We start from the raw sequence: 24,861 nt of genomic DNA, 5'->3' as shown, positions 1-24,861 counted from the left end.
ATACAAAAATGTTATTTCACGTAACTCATATTAATTTAGCTCATGCTCAATGGTAGCACACACACCTTCTTTGCTATCCAAATCTAAAGGTTAAGTGAATGAAAGCAATGCTTTTGCCACTAGCCGTTCATCGTACTTATCCATTTTATCAGCAATCAATGGCGTTTTAATCACCATGATATTGAGATCATTCAGTTGTTTAACATCCACCGCACCATAATCATACACATCGTCGAGCAGCAAATAATCCAATGCCGAAAAGTGCGCCTCTGCTTTAACGTCTGCCAAGACCGTTACGATCAAGCGCTTAATTCTTTCCATTAACGGGAGTCCTTGCTGTTCAGGGTCTACACCAAGGTTAGGTAAATACACTTTAGGATTCGGGTTCTGACAAATGGATCGTCCAACACCTTCAGGCATGAGATTAGCCAGTAAACTACTGTAGAAGCTCCCAGGGGGATAACAAATTAAATCCGCACCTTCGATAGCGTCCTTACGGTCATCACCAATATGCTGATTCGTATGAACAATTTCACGCAACCCTTGATTCAACCACATACGCTTTATCGGGCTCGGCAAGGTCCCTTTTTCTTTGCCTGTAATATTATGCTGCCCTAAGACGATATCGCCATTCTCTAACTCAACACCTAAATGAAAACTCGCATCCAGCGTTGTTTTCACATCGCCTAGTGTTTTCACCAATCGAGAGAATAAAAAAACGATAGGATCTAATTGCTGCTGATTGTTTAGATAACCACCCGCCATGATAAGGTTACCAATGCTTGCCCCGCGTAAATCAAAGCCATCATGAATACGTGCTTGAGTGACAGCTAACTGGGTTTGTATCAAAGCTTTCATCGGATTGGGAATACACTCAATAAGAGGATGCTCACCCGACACCAGAAGCTGTAATTGCGCCTTTAGCGCGAATGGCTCTTCATATTGGGAAAGACGATGCGTAAACAAATCATACACTTCAGGCTGCCCCATTACCGTTTCATCCGCCAACGCCATCAAACGACTGCGTAAATCTCCCACAGCGGGAATATCAAACTCAGCCCGTAATCGAGCGGAACTGCCACCAGAATCAAAGGGAGTCACTAGATGAATGGAATGATGGGTGTATTCTTTGAAGACACGGCTGATTTTATTTAGCGCTGAGCCGCCACTAAAAAACAACACCTTTGGTCCTTGTTCAGGCAAACTCTGATAACGATGGACACGAACCAAATCCGGCATAACCATACGACGCCAAATACGCAAAGAGCCCGTCATAAACATCCTCATAATAATAAAAACTGTCAAATAGTACGAATAATCAACTAAAAATAAAACAGTGACAACAGAACGACCATCTGCTGACGCTTAAAATCTGTTTAAGGTTATATTCTCGTCACACAGTGTTAAAATGAAAACCAACTTATACAAAACAATAGCATGTATTACTGTTAGGAAGCGTCATGGAAACCAAAACCTCGGGGTCATCACTTAGCAAAGCACTCAACATGCTTAACCATGTTTGCACTTCACCTGTACCATTACGTTTTGCTGAATTAGTCGACCTTTCTGAGCTCCCAAAAGCCACCGCCCACAGGCAATTAAATACGTTACTTGAGCATGGCCTCGTCCGTTTTGACGAGCATAAACAAGCCTACTATCCAGGCTATGAATTGCTTGCTCTTGCTCATCGTACATGGGCAAATCTAGACATTCGAGACGTTGCAGCTGCCCCGATGCGAGACTTGTGGTCAAAAACACAAGAAACCATTCACCTCGCGGTTTTAGACGGCGCAGATGTTATTTATATTGATAAACTCGAAAGCCCTAAGAGCTTGCGTTTATACTCTGCCGTAGGAAAAAAAGGCCCTGTTTATTGTACAGGTGTCGGTAAAGCGATGCTGGCTTTTTTGCCGGAAGACAAACAAGAGGCCGTCATCTCCGCACAATCTTTTATCCGTCACACAGACCATACCTTGATTACACCGCAGGCATTACGAGTCGATCTACAACAAATTCAAAAAACAGGTATTTCACTCGATTTAGAGGAACATGAGATGGGGATAAAATGTGCCTCAGCGCCTATCTTCAATACTCGCAACGAAGCCATTGCCGCCATTAGTGTGACTGCTCCCGCCTTTCGCACCAGTGACCAAACCTATGAAGAAATGAAATTACAGGTTAAACACGCTGCAAACACTATTTCAAAACGACTTGGTGCATGCGACTAATCAACATCGATAACGTTCAATTTTAAAGAGAAAATGACCATGGCTATGACAGGTTTATTGGCGTTATTGGATGACATAACAACATTGCTCGATGATGTCGCGATTTTCTCTAAAGTGGCGGTCAAAAAAACCGCAGGCGTATTGGGAGATGACCTTGCCCTAAATGCCGAACAAGTATCTGGTGTAAAAGCAGATCGCGAACTTCCTGTCGTTTGGGCCGTTGCCAAAGGTTCCTTCCTAAACAAACTCATCCTCGTACCACTCGCTCTCGCTATCAGTGCCTTTATACCTTGGCTGATTCAACCTTTGTTAATGGCAGGCGGTTTATATCTGTGCTTTGAAGGCGCCGAGAAAATATTACATTCTTTCAAAAACAACAAAGACGAAAAAGACACCCTTAGAAAAAATGTACAACAAGCCAAAAGCGACGCCGAGCTCTTAACATTAGAAAAAGACAAAGTGCGTGGCGCTATTCGTACCGACTTTGTGCTGTCAGCTGAAATTATCGTCATCGCCCTTGGCACAGTGGCAGGCCAAGACCTAATAACACAGGCTCTTGTCGTCAGCCTGATTGCCTTCGTTGTCACCGTTGGCGTGTATTTGTTGGTTGGATTGATCGTTCGCCTTGATGATATCGGCCTGCACTTACATCAATCCAACAAGAGGCTCATTCAACAGCTTGGGTTCGCCATACTAAAAGGTGCACCAATGCTCATCCGCCTTCTCACCATTGTCGGCACCATTGCCATGTTCTTGGTCGGTGGTGGTATTTTTGTACACGGCTTACCAGTATTACATCACGTAGCTGACATGGCAGTATCCGGCGATATCGCCAAACTTCCAATCATGACAAGCTTAATCAACACCGGTATCAGCTTATTGGTCGGACTGATCATTGGCGCCGCTGCTGTCGGTATCGCATCATTTTTGCCGAAAAAATCCAAAAGTAATAAACCCAACTCGCCCAGCTGAATCGTTTAATAACGAGACCAAAAGGTCAATATCGATATTTTTCTAGCGATATTTGCCTTTTGCCTATTCAAAAAAGATCGAACACACCACCATCGTTTAGAACTTCACCGACATGCAATACCGCTACCGCTTAACCTCTCTCCTCGGGCTTTTCTCCTAAGAATTTTCAATTAGATGATCACCAACTAAAAAAAGCATCATCATAGATAGTTAATCTAAATGATAATTGCTATCATTATCATCTAAATGTTTTTTAGTTTTTAAAAACACCCACCTGAATGGATTCAATGACTTTTCATTTCAATTAGGTTGATAGATATGAAGTTTAAGAAAAAAAAATTATCGTTTTTAGTTTGTAGTCATTTGATTGGCGCTATTGCCACGCCCATTTATGCAAATGATGAAACACCCGTAAAACTGAATACTATTATTGTTTCAGCGAAAGCACCGGTTAGTGAAGCAACGTTTGCAGGCTCTGTGACAGTGGTCTCTGCAGAAGAAATTAAAGCCAGTGGTGCAACAAACATTAATGATGTATTAGAAACAACACCTAGCATTCAAATGATTGTAACGGGTAATAGTCCTTCAAAAGCCCCTCAAATACGCGGTCAGAATGCAGACAGAGCCTTGATTCTGGTTAATGGAAAACGCATTCCTAACACCGACCGAAATGTGGCAAGTTCACCAGCGTATCGATATGGCTTAGTGCCTTTGGCAAATGTCGAAAGAATTGAAATTATTCGAGGCCCCGCTTCTAGCCTTTACGGCGCTGACGCAATGGCTGGTGTTATAAATATTATTACTAAGAAAGCGAGCAATGAATGGACGGGGGCGGTTTCCGTTTACAGCGAACAAACCGATGGCGTAAATGGTGGGGATGGTAAGGGCGTAAGTTTTTCTGCGTCAGGCTCTCTTTCAGACAATATTGACCTCTTGATTGCGGCTGAATCGACCTCTACCGATGCAATACTTGTTGATGATGGCCTTGCTAGTTTGCAATCCGAAAAAGACCTTAAAAACTTTCAAGTGGATGTAGGTATTGACCTTAATAATAACGATCGGGTTGAAATTGGGATCATTTCCTCAAATGAAGAAGGTACCGACTTCAATAAAACAGGGGCAAAGGATACGCCGATAGAGGTGACTAATCGCATAGCCACCATTGAATACTTCACCGCATTAGCCGGTTACGATACCTCGCTTTCAGTTACCTCTGGTAACTCAGATGTATTAGAAGGTAAAGGTGTTTGGAATGTGACCGAAGATAACGTAGCACTTGATTTGCAAGGCAGACTAAATGAACAACATTATTTAAGTTACGGTGTAAATTACCGAGAGGAAGGCGTTGACCGTAATGATACGACTGTTTTTAGTGACGATGTACATGCGACAGCACTGTTTGTTCAAGATGTTTTTGATGTAACAAAAGACAGCAGCCTTACCTTAGGATTATCCTACGACATGCACAGTGAATACGACGCGGAAGCCAGCCCTAAAATAAACTGGTTTACACAATTATCCCCAACCGTCGGCTTTAAAGTAGGGTATGGCGAAAGCTATTTAGCGCCATCCATACGTGAAGGCTCATCGAAATATATCGTCAGTGCGGGACCAACTCGACGTTATGTTGGGAATGATGATTTACAACCAGAAACAGCAAAAACAATAGAGTCTGGATTAACGTTTGAACACCAAAACAATTCTGGATCAATCTCGTTATTTCGTTCCGAAGTAGACAATTTAATATCGGTATCTAGCACCGTTTCTGGTGGTGTTACAACAGCAGAATATAACAATGTCGATTCAGCCTTACTAAAAGGATTGGAGCTGGCGTGGTCATTCTATAATGACAACAAATCCCAAAAATTAAATCTAAGTTATGCCTTTCTACATACCGAAGACCTAGCCACCGGAAAAGAATTACCGGATCGAGCTAAACACTTAGCCAAGCTTAACTACTTCCATCAATCTGTATTTTCAGGTTTTGATATGGATGCCGCTGCGCGTTTTATTGGCGAACAACACACAGATGACGGCAGAGGAAAAACAGGCACCATTGGGTCTTATGTGGTTGCTGATATAGGCATCAGCAAAGATATATTTGAGAATACATCACTACGTTTTGGCATTAATAATATGGGTAACGTCGTTGTATTGAACGGCAGTGATCAGCTATTAGAAACCGGACGATCTTTCAAACTCGCGTTAACGTCGACGTTCTAATTTATATTAAGACCTTTACATGATGGCCCTAGCACCGTGTAAAGGTCTCTCATTACATTAAAAAAATAATGGAGATATGTATGTCTTTACAAGAAAAATTTAATCGTACCGCTGAAGAGACTGAATTAGCTAAAAAATACCATCAATATGCCATGGAAAACCCCAAAGCTCGACGTCGTGATGTTGCTGACGCGCTAAAGACAAGCGAAGCCGCACTCATTGATGACCAAGCTGGGTTGCAGAGCATTCGCCTAAATGGAGAAACCAAAGCCATTATTGAAGCCTTACCGTCATTAGGTTATGTGATGATATTAATGCGTAATGACCATGCCGTGCATGAACGAAAAGGCGTATATCAAAACGTTAAAATCAACGGCGCGATGGGATTAATTATTGCCGACGATAGAAGCATTGATCTGCGCTTATTTTTGAGCCAATGGAAGCATGTGTTTGCAGTGAAAGAGCTCGTTGGCTCGACTGAACGTTACAGCCTTCAATTTTTTAATGGTGAAGGTATCGCTATTCAAAAATTATTTTTACAGCCAGAAAGTGATTTGCAAGCGTATGAATCGTTATTGAATTCATACACCAATGAAGATCAGTCGTCGCCATTGGCGTTTGTAAAAACAGAGCACAAAACAAATCTTGCCGATGATAATGATGTAGATCAAGCACAATTAATCTCTGACTGGTCAAACATCACCGATGTACATCAGTTTATGGGGCTTTTAAAACGTCATAATGTCAGCCGGGAACAAGCATTTAAACTGGTAGGGACACAATATGCAGAAGTGTTTTCAGTTAATAAACTGGAAGAAACCCTGCATAAAATAGTACAAGAAGCGGTTTCTATTATGTGTTTTGTGGGCAATAAAGGCGGAATACAAATCCACACTGGCGCTATTCATAAGGTTGTAAAAATGGGCGATTGGCTGAACGTGCTAGACCCAGAGTTTAATTTGCACCTATTAATGCCAGGGGTTGCTAATGCTTGGTTGATTAGAAAACCAAGTAGCAATGGCATTATTACTTCTTTGGAGTTGTATGACGCTAATGGTGATCAGATTGCTCAATTTTTCGGGCAAAGAACCGAAGGAAAATCAGAGAACCCTCAATGGAGAGCCTTAGTGGAAGCCATGTTGTAATCTGATTTTTGTTGCTTAATACGAGTTCTAAAATTTATATTAATGAATTTTAGAACTCTATCAAAGTACGTTATGAAAGTGCGTTGTGAAAGTAAATTTTTACCGTTTTCCCTAACCTGCTGTGTTTACTCTTTATTGCTTTCTATCCATCAAGACAGAGGGTTTTGCCCCAACAGAGTGATGGAAATACTCTGCTTTAATACCATAAACGTTTGCAAGATGGGATCTTTGTAAAACGTTTTCTGGCACCCCTTTCGTAATGATTTCCCCATTATTTATTAGTACCAATTGATCGGCAAAGCTGGCGGCTAGGGACAAGTCGTGTACAACAGCGAGTACTCCGATATTCCGCTTGGTAAGCTCTTTCGCCAATGACAACACATGATATTGATGAAACACATCAAGACTCGATGTCGGCTCATCAAGGAAAAGATAACGTGCCTCTTCCTGCTCATAAGGCAACCATAATTGAGCAAGTACTCTAGCAAGTTGTGTGCGTTGTTGTTCGCCGCCTGACAGTGTCATAAAGTTGCGCTCTGACAAATGCGCTATCTCCATAAAGTTCATCACGTCTCGAATGATTTCTCGCTTCTGGTGCTGAGACACTTGTTCTTCATAAGTAAAACACCCCATAGAAACAATCTCGATCACAGTAAAACCGAATCCCATCTCATAAGATTGCGTCATAACCGCTCGCGTTTTAGCAAGCTTAGCCGAGCTGAAAGAATGAATGGGCTTTTGATTAATCAGTATCTCGCCATACGTTGGAGACATATCACCAGAACAAGCCTTTAATAAAGTGGATTTACCGGCACCATTAGGGCCAATAAGAATGGTTAATTCATTGGGCCTAATGGTTAAATCGACAGCGTCTAGCAAGGTTTTTTTATCAATAGAAATAGACAAAGATTGAACGTCAATACACATGATGATTTTCCTATGAGTCTCGAATATTAATGTCGACTTGTTTGCTTGTATAAAACGAATAAAAAGAAAGGCCCGCCAAGTGCGCTTGTGACCAGACCAATAGGAAGCTCAGCAGGAATAATAATTATGCGCGCGATAACGTCTGTTATGGTCAAAAAACTGGCACCAAGCAACATACTGACAGGGAATAAAAAACGATGATCAGGTCCTATCAGAATTCTTACCAAATGCGGCACAACAAAACCGACAAAACCTATCATTCCACTAATGGATACGGCAGCACCGACGGCCATGGCAGTATAAATAAAGACGTGTTTTTTCAGTTTTGACACCTCAATACCAAGGTGCTGAGCTTGTGCCTCACCAAGCAAATACAAGTTGAGTGGCTTAGCAAGCCGACTAAGACCAACAAGGCTAATGGATATCAGTATTAACACCGGGAATATTAATGACCAACTGTTGCCACCCAAGTTACCCATCGTCCAAAAGGTGAGCTCTCTTAGTTCGCTGTCACTGCTCACCAACGTCAAAATACCAATTAAAGAACCCACTATCGCGTTTACAGCAATGCCTGCCAGTAATAGTGTGATGATGGTGAACTGTCCTTGTCGATTGCTTAATTTGTAGATAATAGAACAGACGCCTAAACAGCCAATCATCGCGCCTATCGGCAGAGCATAAAGGCCAATAACGTCCATCGTTTGAGGGAAAATCGAGTTACCGAGCACAATGACCGTCACCGCACCCAACGCACCCCCACCAGCAACACCGATTAAACCGGGGTCGGCGAGCGGGTTTCTGAAAAGGGCTTGCATGGCCGCACCGCATATACCAAGTGCTGCCCCTACCGCAATAGAAAGAATGGTACGAGGCAATCGAATCTCAAATAAAACACGAGTGCTCAAGGAACTATGAGACGCTGAAAGCCCATGACTTATATAAGTTAAAATGTCATTAATGGATAACGACACAGCACCTACGACCATAGCCAATAAGGCAGCAAAAAACAGCAACCCTAACGTGACGGGAATGGCCATAAATTGGCGCTTACTGCGTTGTTGGTTGAGCGTTAGCGTTTCTAACATGCTTTAGTGCTCTGCCATCGATGCGACGTCATGCTGATAACGAAATGTATAATCTTCAGGTAAAGGGAAGTCCTTATGAATCATGGTGCCTAATTCGACAATCGCTTGTGGCGTACGAGGACCGAACCCAAGCAAGTAACTGCCATCTATTGTATAGACGGCTTTATTTTTCACCGCTGTTGTGTATTTGAAATGCGGTAACGCGTTCACCTGCTCAAAAATATCTTGGCCTCGGTTCATCACAATAATGACATCAGGATCTAGTTTTAATGCGGATTCTGGTGAGAGCTTTTCCCAGCCCTTATATTGCGCTAATGCGTTTATTGCACCGGCTTCTTCAATCACAGTGTGAGCCGAAGTGGTATTACCCGCTGCTATGGGCGCACCATTTTTGAGGGTGAGTAAAAACAACACTTTAGGCGGTGTTTTCTTTGCTGACGCTGAAAGGTGTTGTTTGGCGTACGAAAGCGCATCAATATCAACTTGTATCTCGTCTAGGAGGGCCTTTCCTTTGTCTTCAACGCCCAGCAATCCGGCTATTTGTGCTATTTTTTCTTGCAGTGCAGGGATACTGTTATCTTTTTTTATGATGACCGTTTTAACTCCAACCGCCGCGATTTGTTTCAGTGCTTTGGTGGGGCCTGTGTCATCTTCACCGAGCAGTAGATCAGGATTGAGAGACAGCACACCTTCGACAGAAACATTGCGAACATAGCCTAGTAACGGAAACTTTTTGGCGTCTTCCGGAAACTGGCTAGTGGAGTCAACGCCAACTATTCGGTGTTGTTCACCAAGGCGATAAATGATTTCTGTTATAGAACCGCCAGCAACGGCAATTCGTTCAGAGGGCGCGGCATAAGTCACAGAGTTGGCTAAAAAAACAATACAAGTTAGAAAAAATAATCGATACATGATCATGTTGAATCCAAAGACGTTGCAAAATAAAACAACATCAAATGATAATGATTGTTATTTTCATGTCAATACAATTGATAGTAATTCTCATTTATTGAGCGAATGCTTGAGATATGAAGCGTTAATTCATTCAAAAAACGCTCAACAAGACGAGTCACCTTATTGAGCGGCTTTTAAATGAAAGGGCAAGATGGCCTGCCATTTACACGTTTTAGAGGGAGTTGAGTATATTAGTTCGGCTTGATCTCTGGTTCATTAACGCTTAGACGCGGCGCGCGGCTAAAACAAAATCTGCTAATTCTGCAAAGCCCAACCCACCTGGCTGAGTCGTTTGATAACGAGGACGATGGCGCATGATCGACAAATGCTCGGCAATATTAGCCACGCCAACACTTAGCGGAAAACGGGCAAACATGCTTTCATCGTTAGGTGCATCGCCAACATACAACACTTGCTGTTGCTGCTCAGCGTCACTTAAACCATACACCTGACTCAATACGCGCTGTGCCATGGAAAACTTATCGTAGCCCTGTGAGCAAACATTAATATGTATCGAGCTCGCCTTTGCATTGAGGCCCAATGCTATCAAGGCCGCAAGACAGGCGTTTTTGTCTTCTATCGCAGGCGGTGTAATATCTTGCGCGTAATCAATCGCCACATCTGTCAACCGATAAGACTGATCTCTTGCCAAGCGCAGTCGAGGAAACTGGATTAACACCTGATTAACTTGAGCAAGCAAACGCGCTTGCTCTGTTCGCATCTCAACCTCGTCACGCCAAAAGGCATACGTAAGATGACGATCGGCTGTTTTACCAATAAAACACGCTCCGCCTTCGGTAATCACACCATCAACGGGGAGTGATCTGGCGATCATGTCTGACCAACCCGCACAGCCACCTGTAACAGGAATTACCTTAAGCCCATTCACTTCCAGTTGAGCCAACGCGCGCAGTGTTTCAACAGGCAACTGCCCTTCCCACGTAAGGGTGTCGTCAAAATCCGTTAAAATAAACCGTAATCCTTGGCAATCATGATTTGCTAGTGCAGAAAGAGCAGATATAGACATAGTCGTCCTAAGAACAAAGTTGAATTTGAACACCATGAGAGGTGAGTAAACGGGCTTGCTCTTCACTCAGAGCATCACTAAAAAACCAATCAATTGCTGAAAAAGGCTGCACCCGCGCCATGGCTTTACGCCCCCATTTATGTTGATCCGCCACCAACAAGCTATAGCGACTTTGCTCTACTAACACCCGACTTACCGCGGCTTCTTCAGGGTCGAAGTCCAAAATACCTTGGTCTTCATCCATGCCACCACAGCCCAATACACCATAGTCAAAGTAATACTGCCGTAAACCCGACAGTGTCTCTTCGCCGACTAGATCATGATGCTGATGCCGTAACTTACCCGCCAATACTCGTACTCGAATATCGGGGTAATTACCCAGAATCCCCGCCACCGTTAAATTATTCGTAAACACTTGCAGGTTATGATGCGATACCAACGCTTTGGCAACATATTCGACGGTCGTGCCAATGCCTAAAAACACCGAGGCACCATCAGGAATCACCTGAGCAACTTGCGCTGCAATCGACGTTTTTGCATCGCCATTTAAAAATTGACGATGGTCAAAAGGTAGGTTTTCTGCACTGGAAACCGGCGAAATGCCACCATGAGTGCGGCGAATCAAATGACGTTCGGCCAACTGATTAATGTCTTTTCGGATGGTTTGTGATGACACATTAAACCGTGCCACCATGTCTTCCACCAACAAAGCATCTTCTTGTTGTACCCAGTTTAATATCTGGTTTTGTCGCTCATTCAAACCCACAAAACAACCCTAAATAATCAGATAAAAATAGCTAAGCCGATAGAAAGGCGAATTTTGTTGGATCATCGGTAATCACCGCGTCCATTCCCCACGCCCAATGAGACTCTACTGCTTGCGGATCATTCGCCGTGTAGCAAAGCAACTTATAACCTGCGGCTTTCACGGCCTGTGCCTGTGACTGTGTCAATCGTGAATAATCGCAATTCAAACTGTACGCTTTAATGCTTTCAAGCTGTGCCTGCCAGTCTTCTGGAATGCTTTCATACAGCTGAGCCAAATGACGATCACCATCAATCTCGTAGCACAACTGTAATGCAGCGTGATTAAAGCTTGAAATCATCAAATTATCATTGTCTTTCCAATGATCTCGTAGCATTGCCAGTACAGCAGGCACAATGTTTTCAACGTCCACACCATCGTGTTTAATTTCAAGGTTTAAACCTAGGTTTAAACCTTGAATGCACTCCAATGCGTCTAACAAAGTGGGAACCTTTTCACCGGAAAAATCCGCAGAAAACCAAGAGCCAGCGTCTAATTCAGCCACATCCGCTGGGCGGGCGTCACGCGTCACACCCGTTCCCGTTGTACAACGATCTAATGTATCGTCATGAAAAATGATCAAACCGCCTTCGGCAATCAAATACACATCGATTTCCACCCAAGTCGCTCCTGCGTCAGCCGCCGCACGAATGGAAGCTAAGGTGTTTTCAGGTGCTAATAAAGCCGCGCCACGATGTCCCATCACTTTTGTGTTCAACACTCTTTCTTTCGAAACACGGCTTTTTAAAATGTGGTCATTTTGCATGTTGTTCTCACAGTCTCTGTTGAGTTTTTGCGTCAAATAGGTGCCAATGTTGTACTGGTGCGGTCAGCCACATAAGACTGTTTATGTCCGGTAAATGCGGCCCAGCCAGACGCACTACCATCGATTTACCCTTCCCAGACTCTTCTTCTAATACGCCATGTATCAAAGTCTCAGCGCCCAATGATTCTACCGCTTGTATACGCAAAGCGAAATCCGCATTTTGCTCATCCGACACCACTAAATGCTCTGGGCGAATCCCCCACACAATGGCGCCGCGGTGCTCATGAGAAAGCGGCAGAGTAAACGTTTCAGTAATTTTTATGCCTTGCTCCGTCACATTAGCGTCCATCAAATTCATGGAAGGAGAGCCAATAAACGCCGCCACAAAAGGGGTGGCTGGTTGATTGTATATATCCATCGGCGTACCGATTTGCTCCGCCCTGCCTTTGTTCAATACCACCAATCGATCCGCCAACGTCATGGCTTCAACCTGATCGTGCGTCACATATAACGTCGTCGTTCCTAATTTACGCTGTAACTGACGGATTTCGACTCGCATCTGTACGCGTAACTTGGCATCAAGATTCGACAATGGCTCATCGAATAAAAATACTTTCGGGTCTCGCACCATCGCACGCCCCATTGCCACACGCTGACGCTGGCCGCCAGATAACTGACCCGGTTTACGCTGCAATAATTCAGTCAGACCCAGCATCTCAGCCACGCCCGAAACTTTTTCTTCAATCTGTTCTTTCGGCACACCGCGATTTTTCAAACCATACGCCATATTGTTATAAACCGTCATATGCGGATACAAGGCGTAATTCTGGAATACCATGGCGATATCACGCTCTGCTGGCTCTTTTTCATTCATGCGCTCGCCACGAATACGTAGCTCACCGTCAGAAATACTTTCCAAACCCGCGACCATGCGCAGCAACGTCGACTTACCACAACCTGATGGGCCCACTAAAACAATGAACTCACCTTCTTCAATAGACAGATCCACACTGGGAATGGCGTGATAACCGTTAGGGTAAGTTTTACCAATTTTTTCTAAAACAACATCCGTCATCACTACTTCTCCGAATCCACTAAGCCTTTAACAAACAACTTCTGCATACCAATAACCACCGCAACAGGCGGCAACATCGCAAGCAAGGTCGTCGCCATAATCTGGTTCCACGCAATGTCGCCATCGGTAACCGATAACATGCGCTTAATACTCATTACCAAGGTGTAATAAGCGTCGTCTGTGGTGATCAGCAAAGGCCATAAATATTGATTCCAGCCATATATAAATAAAATCACAAACAATGCCGCAATGTTTGTCCGAGACAAGGGCAGCAAAATATCAAAAAAGAAACGCCACGGCCCCGCGCCATCCATTCTTGCGGCTTCAACCAATTCACCCGGGATACTCAAAAAGCACTGACGAAACAAAAACGTCGCCGTCGCACTGGCAATTAAAGGCAGCGTTAAACCCGTATAACTGTTCAGTAAATCAAGATTCGCCACTACCTCATAAGTCGGTACAATTCGTACTTCGACAGGAAGCATTAGCGTCATGAAAATGACCCAAAAACAAAAATTGCGGAAGGGAAAACGAAAGAAAACAATGGCATAAGCAGACAACAACGAAATGGCAATTTTACCGAAGGTAATCCCCAGCGCCATCACCAACGAATTCAGCATCATCAAAAAAACAGGCGTTTCCACACCATTACCGGCTTTTTCAAACAACACCGTCTTCCATGTTTCCACGCCGGCATCACCAAACCACAAAGGAATGTGCCCGACACCAAAAGCGGAAGCTGGATGCGTTGAAGCCACCAACGCCATCCACACCGGTAAGGCAACCAACGCAATCCCCACCATTAATGTCGCGTGGCTAGTCACCGTTAACCAAGGTCGATTTTCGATCATGAGTACTGCACCTTACGCTCAATAAAACGAAACTGAATAACGGTCATCAGGCCGACTATTCCCATCAAAATAACAGATTGAGCCGCAGAGCCACCAAGATCTAAACCAACAAAACCATCATCAAACACTTTATACACCAAGGTGGTCGTACTTTGTCCTGGGCCACCTTTGGTTGTAGCATCGATCACACCAAAGGTTTCAAAAAAGGCGTACACGAGGTTAACGACTAACAGGAAAAACGTCGTTGGAGACAAAAGAGGAAAGACAATGGTCCAAAAGCGTTTAAATGGACTCGCCCCATCGATCGCCGCCGCTTCGATCAGCGAACGAGGCACCGCTTGTAAACCCGCTAGGAAAAACAAGAAGTTGTAGCTTATTTGCTTCCATGTTGACGCAATCACCACCAAAATCATTGCTTGGTTGCCATTAAGGTAATGGTTCCAATCCACACCAGCAGACGTTAGCCACAAGGCAATCGGCCCCATGCTAGGATCAAATAATATCCACCAAAGCACACCCGCTAAGGCAGGAGCAACTGCGTAAGGCCAAATCAACAAGGTTTGATATGCCAACTTACCGCGAATAATACGATCCGCCATCACCGCCAGTAATAACGCAACCGACATACCAACAACGGCAACCGAAAAACTAAAAAATAATGTGGTTAAAATAGATTGGTAATACAGTGGATCGGTAAATAAATCGATAAAATTTTCAAAACCAACAAACTCGCGACTTAAACCGAAGGCGTCCTCTAGATAAAACGCTTGCTCTAATGCTTGTTCGGCAGGCCATAGAAAAAAAATCGCTGTCACCACCAACTGAGGCAGTAACAATAACCAAGGTAGGCCTTTTTGAGGGAAGGTAACCGTCATAGAAGTATCCAAAAAAATAAAACGACAAACAACGCCTAAAAAAATCGCCCTTATGAGTCATCATAAGAGCGATTGATTGGATTAATCGTTCGCTTTTTCAAACTTACGAAGTAGAGAGTTACCACGCTCCACCGCTGTGTCTAATGCGGTTTGTGCATCAACATCACCACTCCATACAGACTCAAGTGCTTCATCGATCACACCACGAATTTGAACGAAGTTACCCAAACGCAAGCCTTTCGTGTTCGCTGTTGGCGTACCGGTTGTCATCTGAACAACACCGGTTTCTGTGCCTGGATTAGCGGCGTAGAAACCTTGTCCTTTGGTCAAATCATACGCCGCGTGAGTAATTGGCAGATAACCAGAGAATTGATGCCAATCCGCCTGAACAGACGCACGAGACAAGTAGCTTAGGAAAGACGCAACGCCTTTGTATTCCTCTTTAGTGTGACCTTGAAGAACCCACAAAGAAGCGCCACCGATAATGGTATTAGAAGGCTGCTTTACTTTGCCTTCCCAATAAGGAAGCTCTGCGACACCAAAATCAAATTTGGCATTACGTTTGATTCCCGCATAACCGGCAGACGACTCGGTAAACATAGCGCACTCTTGGCTATAGAATTTTGCAGCGCCATCGTTTGTGCGTCCTGAGTAACTAAAAACACCACTTTTTTGCCATTCACCCATTTTCTTAACATGAGCCACTTGAAGAGGACCATTAAACTTCAACTCTGTTTTCAAACCGCCAAAACCATTATCAAGTGATGCAAATGGTACATTGTGACGTGAACTGAAGTTTTCTAATTGAACCCAAGACTGCCAAGACGTGGTAAAGCCACAGGTCACACCAGACGCTTGAAGCTTCTTAGAAACACTTTCTACATCTTGCCACGTTTTCGGTGCTTGGCTAATACCCGCTTTTTTAAATAAATCTTTGTTGTAGTACAAAACAGGCGTTGAGCTATTGAACGGCATGGACAACATTTTGCCTTCACTGCTGGTGTAATAGCCTGTGACTGCGCTTAAATACGTACTTTCATCAAACGGTTGACCGGATTCACGCATCAATTGATGCACAGGGTAAATCGCGCCTTTCGCCGCCATCATGCTAGCGGTACCCACTTCAAATACTTGAACGATAGCAGGCTGCTGCTTTGCTCGGAACGCGGCAATAGCAGACGTCATGGTTTCTGTGTAATTTCCTTTATAAACCGGCTTTACTTCGTACGCATCTTGAGAATCGTTAAAGTTTTTAGCGATTTCATTTACTTTTTCACCATTGGCACCACCCATTGCGTGCCACCATTCTACTTCCGTCGCTGCCAATGCTGAACCAGCAATAGACAAACCAACAACCACCGACGCTAATTTCAATTTATGCATTTCCGTGTTCCTCACAATGAGTTTTTATTAGAAAAGAAAGAACGACTATAAAGAGCAAATGTTTCACTTTGATGATAGTTAGGTTTCATTTGAAATACAATTACAATTCAAATGAAACAAAAAGATAGAAAACATAGGAGATAAAAACAGAAATGAAACTAAAAATGCAGAAAAACCATAACCTGATAGTAAAACGAAAGGCGTAATCATTAAAATTTTTAATATGCTTGGGCATCTATAGCAGCACTACATTAGGAGCTCCTGATTCAAAGCAAACACTAATGACCTAAACTCCTCCCTCAACGCCATAAGGCTTTTCGGAAGTGCGTCACTGTTGCGCTGTGCCACCAAGACTTCTACTTCACCAATTAACCGACAAAACCGATATGCAGACACCTCTAAAGCGGCGCCTTTTAGTCGATGCACTACAAGATCAAAATTATGCAAATCTTGACCTTCCATATGAGCCTGTAAAGCGTCCAATAAACCAGCAGCTTCTTTAATAAACTCTCCGGCGACCAACACCATCAATTCGTGATTGCACGCCAGCCGACTTTCGTAATCTGTATTATCAAATACCTTTACCTCAAACATGATAATGAAACCTCTGTATAATATTATCTAAGGAAGCCATTTTTTAAGTATCGAGATCAGCTTATCTTGTGAAATTGGCTTTGCAATATGGGCATTCATACCTGCGGCAAAACACTCGTCTTCATCCCCTTTCATGGCATTGGCGCTCAGCGCAACAATGGCCACATCGGCTGGCGTCTTCCCATCGACAAATTGACGAATGGTGCGCGTTGCTTCGTAACCATCCATAACTGGCATCTGACAATCCATAAAGATTAGGTCAAACTGGGTTGATTGCGCCAGCTCAACCGCTTTTTGGCCATTTTCAGCCACCACGACCTCCACGCCATATAACTTCAGCAAACCGCAGGCCACAATTTGATTGGTTAGATTATCTTCTGCTAACAATACTTTTGCGTTAAATACTGGCCGGCCTTCAGGCGTTGTTTCAACTTCTTTTACCGCCATGTTGAGATCTCCTTCACGTAAAGGCTTTAGTTTTTCTAATACATTCAGCAATGAATGACGAAATACGGGCTTAATTAATGATTCAGTATAGGACTCTAAATCATAGTTCACATTAGTACGACCATGAAAGAGCACTCGTTTTAGTTGCCGCTTTTGACTAAGGCGATCAAACGCTAAAACATCAGAAGAAGCGGCATGCTGTAATGCATCCAAATCCACCAACACAGCATGACTCGTCCACTTACTCTCAGCAACAGCACTGGCTAAGTTATCATAAGAGTCATAAGTCACCCCAAATGAATCCAGCAATGCACCAATATACTCACGCCCCGTTTTATTTCGATAGACCAAAGTAACGTTTACTTCATGAGCGATCTTTTTAGGCGGCGCCACACCAGGCGCGAACGCAAAAGGTACGTTAAGCCAAAATGTCGAGCCTTTTCCTTCCATTGACGTTAAACCAATGTCACCACCCATGGCACCCACTATCTCTTTGCTAATTGCCAGCCCAAGTCCAGTCCCACCAAATTTACGAGTTGTCGAACCATCTGCTTGCTTAAAACGATGGAACAGGTGCTTTTGACTTTCTTTAGAGATACCAATGCCCGTGTCTACAATAGAAACTCGCAATATAACCGTATCATCTGCTAACGACTCAACAATAATATGCAGTGCAACTTCCCCATCCTGCGTAAATTTCATGGCATTGCCCATCAAATTTACCAACACCTGCTTAAGGCGCAATCGATCACCGATCAAGTTTAGTTCAGGAACAGGAGTCGCAGGAGAGTTCAGTACAATGCCTTTTTCTTCGGCCTTTAAAACAAAGAGGTTGGTCACTTCCTCAATCAAGTCTTGCAACTCAAAAGTGTGTTTTTCTAACACAAGGTTTCCCATCTCGATCTTAGACAAATCTAGAATGTCATTAATAATGTCTAGAAGAGACTCAGCACTGTGCTGCGATAGTTTTGCTAAATGCGCTTGCTCCGCTTCCAGCTTAGTACTCATTAATAAAGAAAGGCAGCCAATAACCCCATTTAACGGTGTTCGAATTTCGTGGCTCATATTCGCCAAGAACTCACTTTTAGCACGGTTTGCTTCTTCCGCTTCCTCTTTCGCCTTACTCTGCTCTAATTCGGACACTTTCAAGCTTTCATTGGCTAATTGTAAATCCTTCGTTCTTAACCGCACCTTGCTTTCCACTGCGGCTGAGTGACTACCCACAATCAATAAAAACCAACCAAATAACCCCGTCACTAAAAAACCACATACTAAAATGAATTGCACAATCCAAGGCTGTTTGAAGAAGTAACTTTCACTGATTTGAAATAAACGCCACTTTTTAGCACCGACGATAATATCCAAGCACACGGCGTGATTAAAATCATCGGCTTTGTAACGAGAGATAAGTTCATTTAAAGGCAAATTAGCCGATTCACTTTTAGCCACTAAAATTGATTCGTGAACATCCGCACCCTCGTGAAGATCAACCAAGTACAGGTCTGTATTTGGCAACAAACCTCGTTGAAAAATAGTATCTGTTAGTGACTCCAACCCTATTGCCGCGGTAGCAACGCCTAAAAAAGCGCCCGTTGTACTATGAAAGAAAGGCAAAAATAAGAGCACACCATCGCTATTTTGAACCAGTTTTATCGGCGCCGTTGGATAGACTTGCTTTGCGGAGATGGCTTGATCAAGTGCAAAGCGTCGATCAGATTGTGAGTAAACATCGTATCCCAACGCGGCTTTATTACCTTCTAACGGACTCAGAAAAGTCACCACTATATGCTGCGATCTTGGGCTAACCGGTAAAAGCTTCCCATCAATGCCTCTTTCCTTTACTTGAAAGACATTATTGGGATAGTTTTTCTGTATTTCTCTTTCAAAACGAGGAATATCATCGCCCGAAACCGCAAAATTTAATGACACGCCAAGAATAGAGTCTTCTCGCTCTATAACGCTGTCCGCAAACGCCTCAAATTTTTTCGCTTCAAGCTGTTCACTACCATTAACCAGACCTACAAAACTGTACAACATATCCACCGTATTCTTAATACGGTTATTCAAAAGCACTTCTAACAGTTCAGCGTTGGTACGAAATTCCTTTTTTTGCTTGCTCCATTCTGAATAACTGCTCCCCAATGAAAGTGCCGCAGTAATAAACAAAACAAAAAGAAAACAACCCAGCAAGCGAAAAGGGTGCTTAAAATCATTACCAAAAAAACGCGGAAAACACGCCGCTAGCCAAGGGACTATCACTAGAACCCCCATCATGTCACCGCCCCACCAAATCAACCAGTTTGTGAGAAAGTCTTCTTTATTGATAATACCAAGTGAAAGCAGAGACAAAGAACCAACACTGGCACCAATCAAGGTTGATAAAATACCGGCCAAAAAGAGAAAGCGAAACACCAAGCGAGTTTGATGAAATAAGAAAGGGATACCAATAAAACGCCTAACCAAGTAGGCACCAACACAAGATTGTAAAGTAGATCCCAGAGCAATAAGGGTAGGAAGTAACCACGCTATCGTCTGATAGTTTGACCATGTCGCCCATATATTCACCAACAAAGAGCCTATAAAAACGCCCCATGGTGCTTGTCTTGGAAAAAGCATAACCGCAGTAACAGCCAATCCAGCGGCCGGCCAAATAATAGTAGCGTAACCAGGTGGAATAGAGACAGCAAGACCTGCAACGCCTAGGAGAAAATACCCCAGAGCAGTCAATGCCACGACCATCATTGCTTTTTTCATACCCATTTACCCCATCAAAGACTTCTTTAAGCATAACCAAAGCCATGCAGATTGAAGATCAAATAATGGTTACATTATGTAATAAGCACGGCAACTAAAAACTAGAAATAGGCAGTGACTAGAGAGAAGAATTTAAAAAAGAGAAGGGGCTAAAAGAAAGTTAAGAGTGCCACTCATGCCACAGCAAACAAGTGAGAGAGAAATTTTAGGCAAAAAAAAGCCTGCTATAAATAGCAGGCTTTCTTTTTAATCATGGTGCCCGGAGACGGAATCGAACCGCCGACACGAGGATTTTCAATCCTGTATTTAATCTAATAAATTCAATAAGTTAAGAGGTTTCTTTGTACCTAAAATAAAAACACATTTTCTTTATAAATCAATTGATTAGGTTTTGTTGTGCCTATAACTTTACGCCGCTTTATCTTTTACTAATTTTGAGCTCATAAAGGTGATCATAGACTTGGCTACCGCACGAACAACGTCTACACAAACAGAGTTTCCAAATTGCTTATAAATCTGCCCTTGAGATACCGCATCCACAATGAACTCTTCAGGAAAGCCCTGTAATCTTGCGCATTCTCTCGGGGTTAGTTTACGAGGGTTTTTACCCAGTTCACTCTGATCTATCAGAATTTCAGAGCCATCTTTGTAGTATCTAGCGCTGATGGTGTTCGTATAGTCACTATCATGGTTATACAGTGTATAACCGAAGCCATTACCTTTCTCTTTGTGTTGCTCTTTACGCTTTTGATGGCCAGCCCACAATCGATCAGAGATAGTAAACTTATCAGCTGCAGCGGAGATATTTGAAAGGTCTTCAAGAATATCACCCAGTTTTGTAGGGATGCATGGCGGCTCTGGCCACGCAAACTGTTCGGCAATATCAACTTCCGAGTAGTAGTCTTTATCAAAGCCAACGATAAACACCCTTTCTCGGTTTTGAGGAACACCAAAGTCAGCTGCTCGTAATACTTTAAAATCAACCCAGTAGTTTAACTTTTCAGAAAGTGCCTTTCTCGCTTCTTCACTAAGCGGAATATCATCAGGTACTTCTAGTTCAAATTCGCCACGTAGAATTGCTTGAATCGTATTTAAAGTGCGTCCTTTGTCGTGACCTCTTAATTGTTTAACGTTTTCCAACATGAAGGCTTTAGGGCGCTTTTCAACAAGTAGACGCTGTATCTCAAAGAACATCGTGCCTCGTGTGTCACTAAACCCTTTTCCATGACCTGCTTGGGAAAAGCTCTGGCAAGGAAAACCACCCAATAGAATATCGTGATCAGGAACATCAGCCGCTTTAATTTGTGTGATGTCACCACTAGGCATATCAGCGTAATTGGCAAGATACGTTTTCTGTGCAAATTTATCCCACTCAGAAGTGAAGACACATTCGCCACCCAACTCTTGGAACGGCAGGCGTATACCACCGATTCCAGCAAATAAATCGATAAATTTAAAGCTGGGTGTTTGCTCTTTAAACACAAGCGGTGCAGTACCTTGAATCTCTTTAAGTTGGCTCTCTAGCGCCAATATCGCCTCTATTTTCTTTTTAGACGGACGGTGCTCTTCTGTCTCCCATCCTCTAACGGTTCTTTCGCCTTGGCTACCCAATCCCAAAAGGTTCGCAAACTCGGTACGGCCTAGCCCAAGATTCTCTCGTATACTTTTAATAGTATCGGCATTAAGATTGTTGGCATTTGTTGTCATTTGAAACCCTAAACTTATCCGGTTTTAGTCCCGGAAAGTTTACACTGTATACTTATACATGCAAGTTTTTTGAGAGGGAATTTTGAGCTTACAGAACCTAGAAGAGTTAATTCATGAGTGTCGTGATGAATACGATAACTTACCTTATAAGTCTGATATTGAGTTAAATCACCCTACACTAGCTGGTTTATTACAGCATGCTTTGGATTCTGTAGATAAAAAAACACGACATATAATAACCCCTTTTTCTATTGAATTTTTAAATGACGATGGGTTAAGGGCAAATGTATCGTCTTCTGCTTTATGGTATGGAATGTGCTTTTGGAAACTATCTAATCAATTAGATGTATTCTTCAATAATCTGTCAAAAATAAACGATAGCCTGCCTCCTGAGCTATACAAAAGAAGAAAAGAACTTCTTAAACTCCTACCCTCAGAAAAAATCAATGATTCAAGCAACGATGTTGCCTTGGCTATATTAGAACAAGTAGACACTCTTTTTCCTGAAGAGCCAGATAACACATACTTCAGGTTATTTTTATCTAATGGCAATTGGTGGCAACAATCTGTTAGAGAGTCTGACAGAAACGGCAAAAAATTGGACCGTGGCGACGTTAGAGCATCAGCTCTTGCTTCGGCATGCCGAGTAATTAATGATAGCTCCTCAAAAATGCTTATTGTCATAAAAGCTTTTCAACACTCTAAAGAGCTTCGTAATTATTTTTCTACACAAAAACTTAAGCAACTCCAGTCACTAACCAACACAGCACCAACCCAGCAACCAGAGCCACAAGCAAACCAAAAAGCCGCTGAAAATGTCATTTACTATGGCGCACCTGGTGTGGGTAAAAGCTATGAGATCGATTCTACTTGTAGCACGTTAAATTCAATCCGAACGGTATTCCATCCAGATACGCAATACAGCGATTTTGTGGGTTGCCTAAAACCGCAAATGAATGGCGAAAATGTCGTTTATGCGTTCAGACCTGGCCCCTTCACTCTTGCGCTAGAAATGGCTGCATGCGATATGAGCAATCACGTATGCTTAGTCATAGAAGAATTAAACAGAGCCCCAGCGGCGGCTGTATTCGGTGAGCTTTTCCAATTACTGGATCGTGACCCTTCAGGCCAAAGCCAATATTCTATTACGCTTTCTGACCCAGATATGATCCAGTATCTACAAACCAATGCCAGCGTATTATTGGACGGTAACAACCTCAGAATTCCTGCAAACTTATCACTCTTAGCCACGATGAACAGCAGTGACCAAGCCGTAATGCCGATGGACACCGCATTTAAGCGAAGATGGAAGTTTAAATATGTGCCTATCAGTTTCGACCAATGCCCTGAAGGGATCATTACGTTACCAATAACAGACGCTCCAGCATTAAAAGTAGAATGGAAAGATTTTGCGTCTCTCATTAATGACGTTTTACAAGACAGACAAATTCCAGATGACCGACTACTTGGGCCGTGGTTTTTGAACAGTTCAGAGTTAAGCGACGAAGAAGCTTCACTGAAGAGTTTAAAAGGTAAGCTTTTACTTTATATCTGGGATGACATCTTAAGACACGATGATAAAGACATCGTATTTGCTTCTGGCATCAATACCTATGGGGCTTTGATTAAAAAGCTCGATGCTGGCGAGTCGATTTTTAATACAGCAATAGAAGAAAAGCTAAAACGCTTTGCACCGGTACCGGAAATACCGGCAGCTGTAGAGACTCCTGAAGCTATAGCAGATCAATAGGCAAACAGATGGAATCTACTGTCGTTTATCTAAAAGACAGGTGTTTACTGTCTGATGTGCCTAAGGCCGTCGCCTCAAAGCTGTCTAGCGCGAGGCTACTCACTACGTCAGGCAAAAAAGTCTGTTATTGCGGCCTTATCACTGTAGGCAATTTGACTTGTGTCTTCCTGCCAAGGCAAACAGAAACGTCTTGCTCTGTTAGTGTAAAACGCAACTTCAGCCCAGCGCTTTTTAAAGCGCTGCGTTTGTACAGCCAACAAAGTGACCGACTTAATACCAGTGACGACGAAGGTGAAAACTTAGAAGGCAGTGAACAACTAAGCCTAGCCTACGATCTACTATCAGACTATCGCATGAATGGCCTATATAGCCGCAGAGACATTCATAGAAAAACCAATGAAGGCAAACCAAATTGGCCACGAACCGTGGCTAAACATCAGCCTTACCTGTCACCATCTGGTCCTATCTATATGGACTATGAAGGGTCAAAATCCCGCAATCGCACCGACTCAGAAGCATCTAGAATTCACGCTTATTTGATACAGAACCTAGATGTCACCTATGGCGAAGCCTTCTTTGGCAACACTTCATTTCGTGATGGCGGGTTAACCAAACCCTCCACGATCAGCAAACGATACTTTCTCGCTATACTCAATGGAGAGCTTCAAAAGCTTTACTCAGAACGAGATATGAAGATCTTTCGCATGCTGATAAAGCTGGTCAAAAAAGTATGGGGAAACACAACAACGTCTCGATTTATTGGCACCAAGAGCTTTCACACCATTTGGGAGCACATGCTGAAAAAGGTCATTTCTGGCACCATCAATTTAAATGATAAGTTCTCCATACCGACGTACACAAACGCGCAAGGAAAACGCTTCCCTGCAGCGCAAAAGGGCCAAAGAACGGATATTATTATCCACAAAGAAGAGTCCAACACCTTTGCCATTATTGATGCAAAATACTACGAAGCAACCAGCCTAACTACTTCACCAGGCTGGCCAGATTTGGTTAAGCAGTTTTTCTACGCAAAAGCCGTCGAATCGTTATATGGCAGTGCCACAATCAAAAACTTTTTCATATTTCCCGGTACAGAAAGCCACTTTCAATCCGTTCTTATGGCAGACAGAAAGGACGAAAGCAAGACAGACGAACAATATCAAGAAATTGACTGCGTTTACATTAACCCTTCAGAAGTCATTGAAGCTTACGTAACTGGTGGGGTACTAACCGATTTATCCGAGCGTTTAATTACATGATTAAGAGAATGTTATTTTTCATCAAAAATAAAAA

General features: G+C 43.1%; 20 protein-coding genes. 6 read left to right on the top strand and 14 right to left on the bottom strand.

Going from position 1 to position 24,861, the window contains the following annotated elements:
- Positions 1-90: 90 nt before the first annotated feature.
- Positions 91-1,275 carry a GAK system CofD-like protein gene (locus M3I01_RS00930; RefSeq protein ID WP_255893677.1) on the bottom strand — a complete coding sequence of 395 codons (1,185 nt, stop codon included), beginning with the start codon at positions 1,273-1,275 and terminating at the stop codon, positions 91-93.
- 185 nt (positions 1,276-1,460) lie between these two features.
- On the opposite strand from M3I01_RS00930, the gene M3I01_RS00925 reads away from it, so the two are divergent.
- From M3I01_RS00925 to M3I01_RS00910, 4 genes are all read left to right on the top strand, one after another.
- Positions 1,461-2,228 carry an IclR family transcriptional regulator gene (locus tag M3I01_RS00925; protein ID WP_255893676.1) on the top strand — a complete coding sequence of 256 codons (768 nt, stop codon included), beginning with the start codon at positions 1,461-1,463 and terminating at the stop codon, positions 2,226-2,228.
- A gap of 39 nt (positions 2,229-2,267) precedes the next feature.
- Positions 2,268-3,200, top strand: a complete 933-nt coding sequence (locus M3I01_RS00920; RefSeq protein WP_255893675.1) for a DUF808 domain-containing protein — start codon at positions 2,268-2,270, stop codon at positions 3,198-3,200.
- A gap of 318 nt (positions 3,201-3,518) precedes the next feature.
- Positions 3,519-5,423: a TonB-dependent receptor plug domain-containing protein gene (locus M3I01_RS00915; protein WP_255893674.1), complete on the top strand. Its 1,905-nt coding sequence runs from the start codon at positions 3,519-3,521 to the stop codon at positions 5,421-5,423.
- A gap of 80 nt (positions 5,424-5,503) precedes the next feature.
- Positions 5,504-6,568, top strand: coding sequence for a hemin-degrading factor (locus M3I01_RS00910; protein ID WP_275564861.1), 1,065 nt, complete (start codon positions 5,504-5,506; stop codon positions 6,566-6,568).
- A gap of 132 nt (positions 6,569-6,700) precedes the next feature.
- Here the strand turns inward: M3I01_RS00910 and M3I01_RS00905 are convergent, their stop codons facing one another.
- The 13 genes from M3I01_RS00905 to dcm form a co-directional block, all read right to left on the bottom strand.
- The gene (locus tag M3I01_RS00905) at positions 6,701-7,495 is read right to left on the bottom strand and encodes a heme ABC transporter ATP-binding protein (RefSeq protein WP_255893671.1); all 795 of its coding nucleotides are present in this window, start codon (positions 7,493-7,495) and stop codon (positions 6,701-6,703) included.
- A 26-nt stretch (positions 7,496-7,521) separates the two neighbouring features.
- Positions 7,522-8,580, bottom strand: coding sequence for a FecCD family ABC transporter permease (locus M3I01_RS00900; protein WP_255893670.1), 1,059 nt, complete (start codon positions 8,578-8,580; stop codon positions 7,522-7,524).
- Between the two features lie 3 nt (positions 8,581-8,583).
- Positions 8,584-9,498, bottom strand: a complete 915-nt coding sequence (locus tag M3I01_RS00895; RefSeq protein ID WP_255893668.1) for a heme/hemin ABC transporter substrate-binding protein — start codon at positions 9,496-9,498, stop codon at positions 8,584-8,586.
- A gap of 259 nt (positions 9,499-9,757) precedes the next feature.
- Complete coding sequence (locus M3I01_RS00890; protein ID WP_255893667.1) at positions 9,758-10,561, bottom strand: HAD-IIB family hydrolase; 804 nt, start codon at positions 10,559-10,561, stop codon at positions 9,758-9,760.
- A gap of 7 nt (positions 10,562-10,568) precedes the next feature.
- Complete coding sequence (locus tag M3I01_RS00885) at positions 10,569-11,327, bottom strand: DeoR/GlpR family DNA-binding transcription regulator (protein WP_255893666.1); 759 nt, start codon at positions 11,325-11,327, stop codon at positions 10,569-10,571.
- A gap of 31 nt (positions 11,328-11,358) precedes the next feature.
- Positions 11,359-12,132, bottom strand: coding sequence for a glycerophosphoryl diester phosphodiesterase (locus M3I01_RS00880; RefSeq protein WP_255893664.1), 774 nt, complete (start codon positions 12,130-12,132; stop codon positions 11,359-11,361).
- 7 nt (positions 12,133-12,139) lie between these two features.
- Positions 12,140-13,207 carry a sn-glycerol-3-phosphate ABC transporter ATP-binding protein UgpC gene (gene ugpC, locus M3I01_RS00875; protein ID WP_255893663.1) on the bottom strand — a complete coding sequence of 356 codons (1,068 nt, stop codon included), beginning with the start codon at positions 13,205-13,207 and terminating at the stop codon, positions 12,140-12,142.
- Between the two features lie 2 nt (positions 13,208-13,209).
- Complete coding sequence (ugpE, locus tag M3I01_RS00870) at positions 13,210-14,058, bottom strand: sn-glycerol-3-phosphate ABC transporter permease UgpE (RefSeq protein ID WP_176336411.1); 849 nt, start codon at positions 14,056-14,058, stop codon at positions 13,210-13,212.
- Positions 14,055-14,933 carry a sn-glycerol-3-phosphate ABC transporter permease UgpA gene (gene ugpA / locus M3I01_RS00865; RefSeq protein WP_255893660.1) on the bottom strand — a complete coding sequence of 293 codons (879 nt, stop codon included), beginning with the start codon at positions 14,931-14,933 and terminating at the stop codon, positions 14,055-14,057. Before ugpA ends, ugpE begins: the two co-directional genes overlap by 4 nt.
- Positions 14,934-15,014: 81 nt before the next feature.
- The gene (ugpB, locus tag M3I01_RS00860; RefSeq protein WP_255893659.1) at positions 15,015-16,316 is read right to left on the bottom strand and encodes a sn-glycerol-3-phosphate ABC transporter substrate-binding protein UgpB; all 1,302 of its coding nucleotides are present in this window, start codon (positions 16,314-16,316) and stop codon (positions 15,015-15,017) included.
- A 246-nt stretch (positions 16,317-16,562) separates the two neighbouring features.
- Positions 16,563-16,910 carry an Hpt domain-containing protein gene (locus M3I01_RS00855; protein ID WP_255893658.1) on the bottom strand — a complete coding sequence of 116 codons (348 nt, stop codon included), beginning with the start codon at positions 16,908-16,910 and terminating at the stop codon, positions 16,563-16,565.
- A gap of 27 nt (positions 16,911-16,937) precedes the next feature.
- Positions 16,938-20,111, bottom strand: coding sequence for an ATP-binding protein (locus M3I01_RS00850; RefSeq protein ID WP_255893657.1), 3,174 nt, complete (start codon positions 20,109-20,111; stop codon positions 16,938-16,940).
- A 408-nt stretch (positions 20,112-20,519) separates the two neighbouring features.
- Positions 20,520-21,818 carry a DNA (cytosine-5-)-methyltransferase gene (dcm, locus tag M3I01_RS00845; protein WP_255893656.1) on the bottom strand — a complete coding sequence of 433 codons (1,299 nt, stop codon included), beginning with the start codon at positions 21,816-21,818 and terminating at the stop codon, positions 20,520-20,522.
- Between the two features lie 82 nt (positions 21,819-21,900).
- Here dcm and M3I01_RS00840 point away from each other — a divergent pair, with 82 nt between their 5' ends.
- Complete coding sequence (locus tag M3I01_RS00840) at positions 21,901-23,568, top strand: AAA family ATPase (RefSeq protein WP_255893655.1); 1,668 nt, start codon at positions 21,901-21,903, stop codon at positions 23,566-23,568.
- A gap of 8 nt (positions 23,569-23,576) precedes the next feature.
- Positions 23,577-24,827: an LlaJI family restriction endonuclease gene (locus tag M3I01_RS00835; RefSeq protein ID WP_255893654.1), complete on the top strand. Its 1,251-nt coding sequence runs from the start codon at positions 23,577-23,579 to the stop codon at positions 24,825-24,827.
- Positions 24,828-24,861 lie beyond the last annotated feature (34 nt).

Origin of the sequence: Marinomonas maritima, assembly GCF_024435075.2 — a bacterium.
Lineage (GTDB): Bacteria > Pseudomonadota > Gammaproteobacteria > Pseudomonadales > Marinomonadaceae > Marinomonas > Marinomonas maritima.
This window is presented reverse-complemented; position numbering and strand designations above follow the sequence as displayed.

Bases quoted from the DNA above. Each gene is read 5' to 3' on its own strand.
- M3I01_RS00855 (WP_255893658.1), bottom strand. From the start codon at position 16,910: ATGTTTGAGGTAAAGGTATTTGATAATACAGATTACGAAAGTCGGCTG.
- M3I01_RS00835 (WP_255893654.1), top strand. From the start codon at position 23,577: ATGGAATCTACTGTCGTTTATCTAAAAGACAGGTGTTTACTGTCTGAT.
- M3I01_RS00920 (WP_255893675.1), top strand. From the start codon at position 2,268: ATGGCTATGACAGGTTTATTGGCGTTATTGGATGACATAACAACATTG.
- M3I01_RS00900 (WP_255893670.1), bottom strand. From the start codon at position 8,580: ATGTTAGAAACGCTAACGCTCAACCAACAACGCAGTAAGCGCCAATTT.
- M3I01_RS00880 (WP_255893664.1), bottom strand. From the start codon at position 12,132: ATGCAAAATGACCACATTTTAAAAAGCCGTGTTTCGAAAGAAAGAGTG.
- ugpE (WP_176336411.1), bottom strand. From the start codon at position 14,058: ATGATCGAAAATCGACCTTGGTTAACGGTGACTAGCCACGCGACATTA.
- dcm (WP_255893656.1), bottom strand. From the start codon at position 21,818: ATGACAACAAATGCCAACAATCTTAATGCCGATACTATTAAAAGTATA.
- ugpB (WP_255893659.1), bottom strand. From the start codon at position 16,316: ATGCATAAATTGAAATTAGCGTCGGTGGTTGTTGGTTTGTCTATTGCT.
- M3I01_RS00910 (WP_275564861.1), top strand. From the start codon at position 5,504: ATGTCTTTACAAGAAAAATTTAATCGTACCGCTGAAGAGACTGAATTA.
- M3I01_RS00895 (WP_255893668.1), bottom strand. From the start codon at position 9,498: ATGATCATGTATCGATTATTTTTTCTAACTTGTATTGTTTTTTTAGCC.
- M3I01_RS00915 (WP_255893674.1), top strand. From the start codon at position 3,519: ATGAAGTTTAAGAAAAAAAAATTATCGTTTTTAGTTTGTAGTCATTTG.
- M3I01_RS00925 (WP_255893676.1), top strand. From the start codon at position 1,461: ATGGAAACCAAAACCTCGGGGTCATCACTTAGCAAAGCACTCAACATG.
- ugpC (WP_255893663.1), bottom strand. From the start codon at position 13,207: ATGACGGATGTTGTTTTAGAAAAAATTGGTAAAACTTACCCTAACGGT.
- M3I01_RS00905 (WP_255893671.1), bottom strand. From the start codon at position 7,495: ATGTGTATTGACGTTCAATCTTTGTCTATTTCTATTGATAAAAAAACC.
- ugpA (WP_255893660.1), bottom strand. From the start codon at position 14,933: ATGACGGTTACCTTCCCTCAAAAAGGCCTACCTTGGTTATTGTTACTG.
- M3I01_RS00890 (WP_255893667.1), bottom strand. From the start codon at position 10,561: ATGTCTATATCTGCTCTTTCTGCACTAGCAAATCATGATTGCCAAGGA.
- M3I01_RS00850 (WP_255893657.1), bottom strand. From the start codon at position 20,111: ATGAAAAAAGCAATGATGGTCGTGGCATTGACTGCTCTGGGGTATTTT.
- M3I01_RS00930 (WP_255893677.1), bottom strand. From the start codon at position 1,275: ATGACGGGCTCTTTGCGTATTTGGCGTCGTATGGTTATGCCGGATTTG.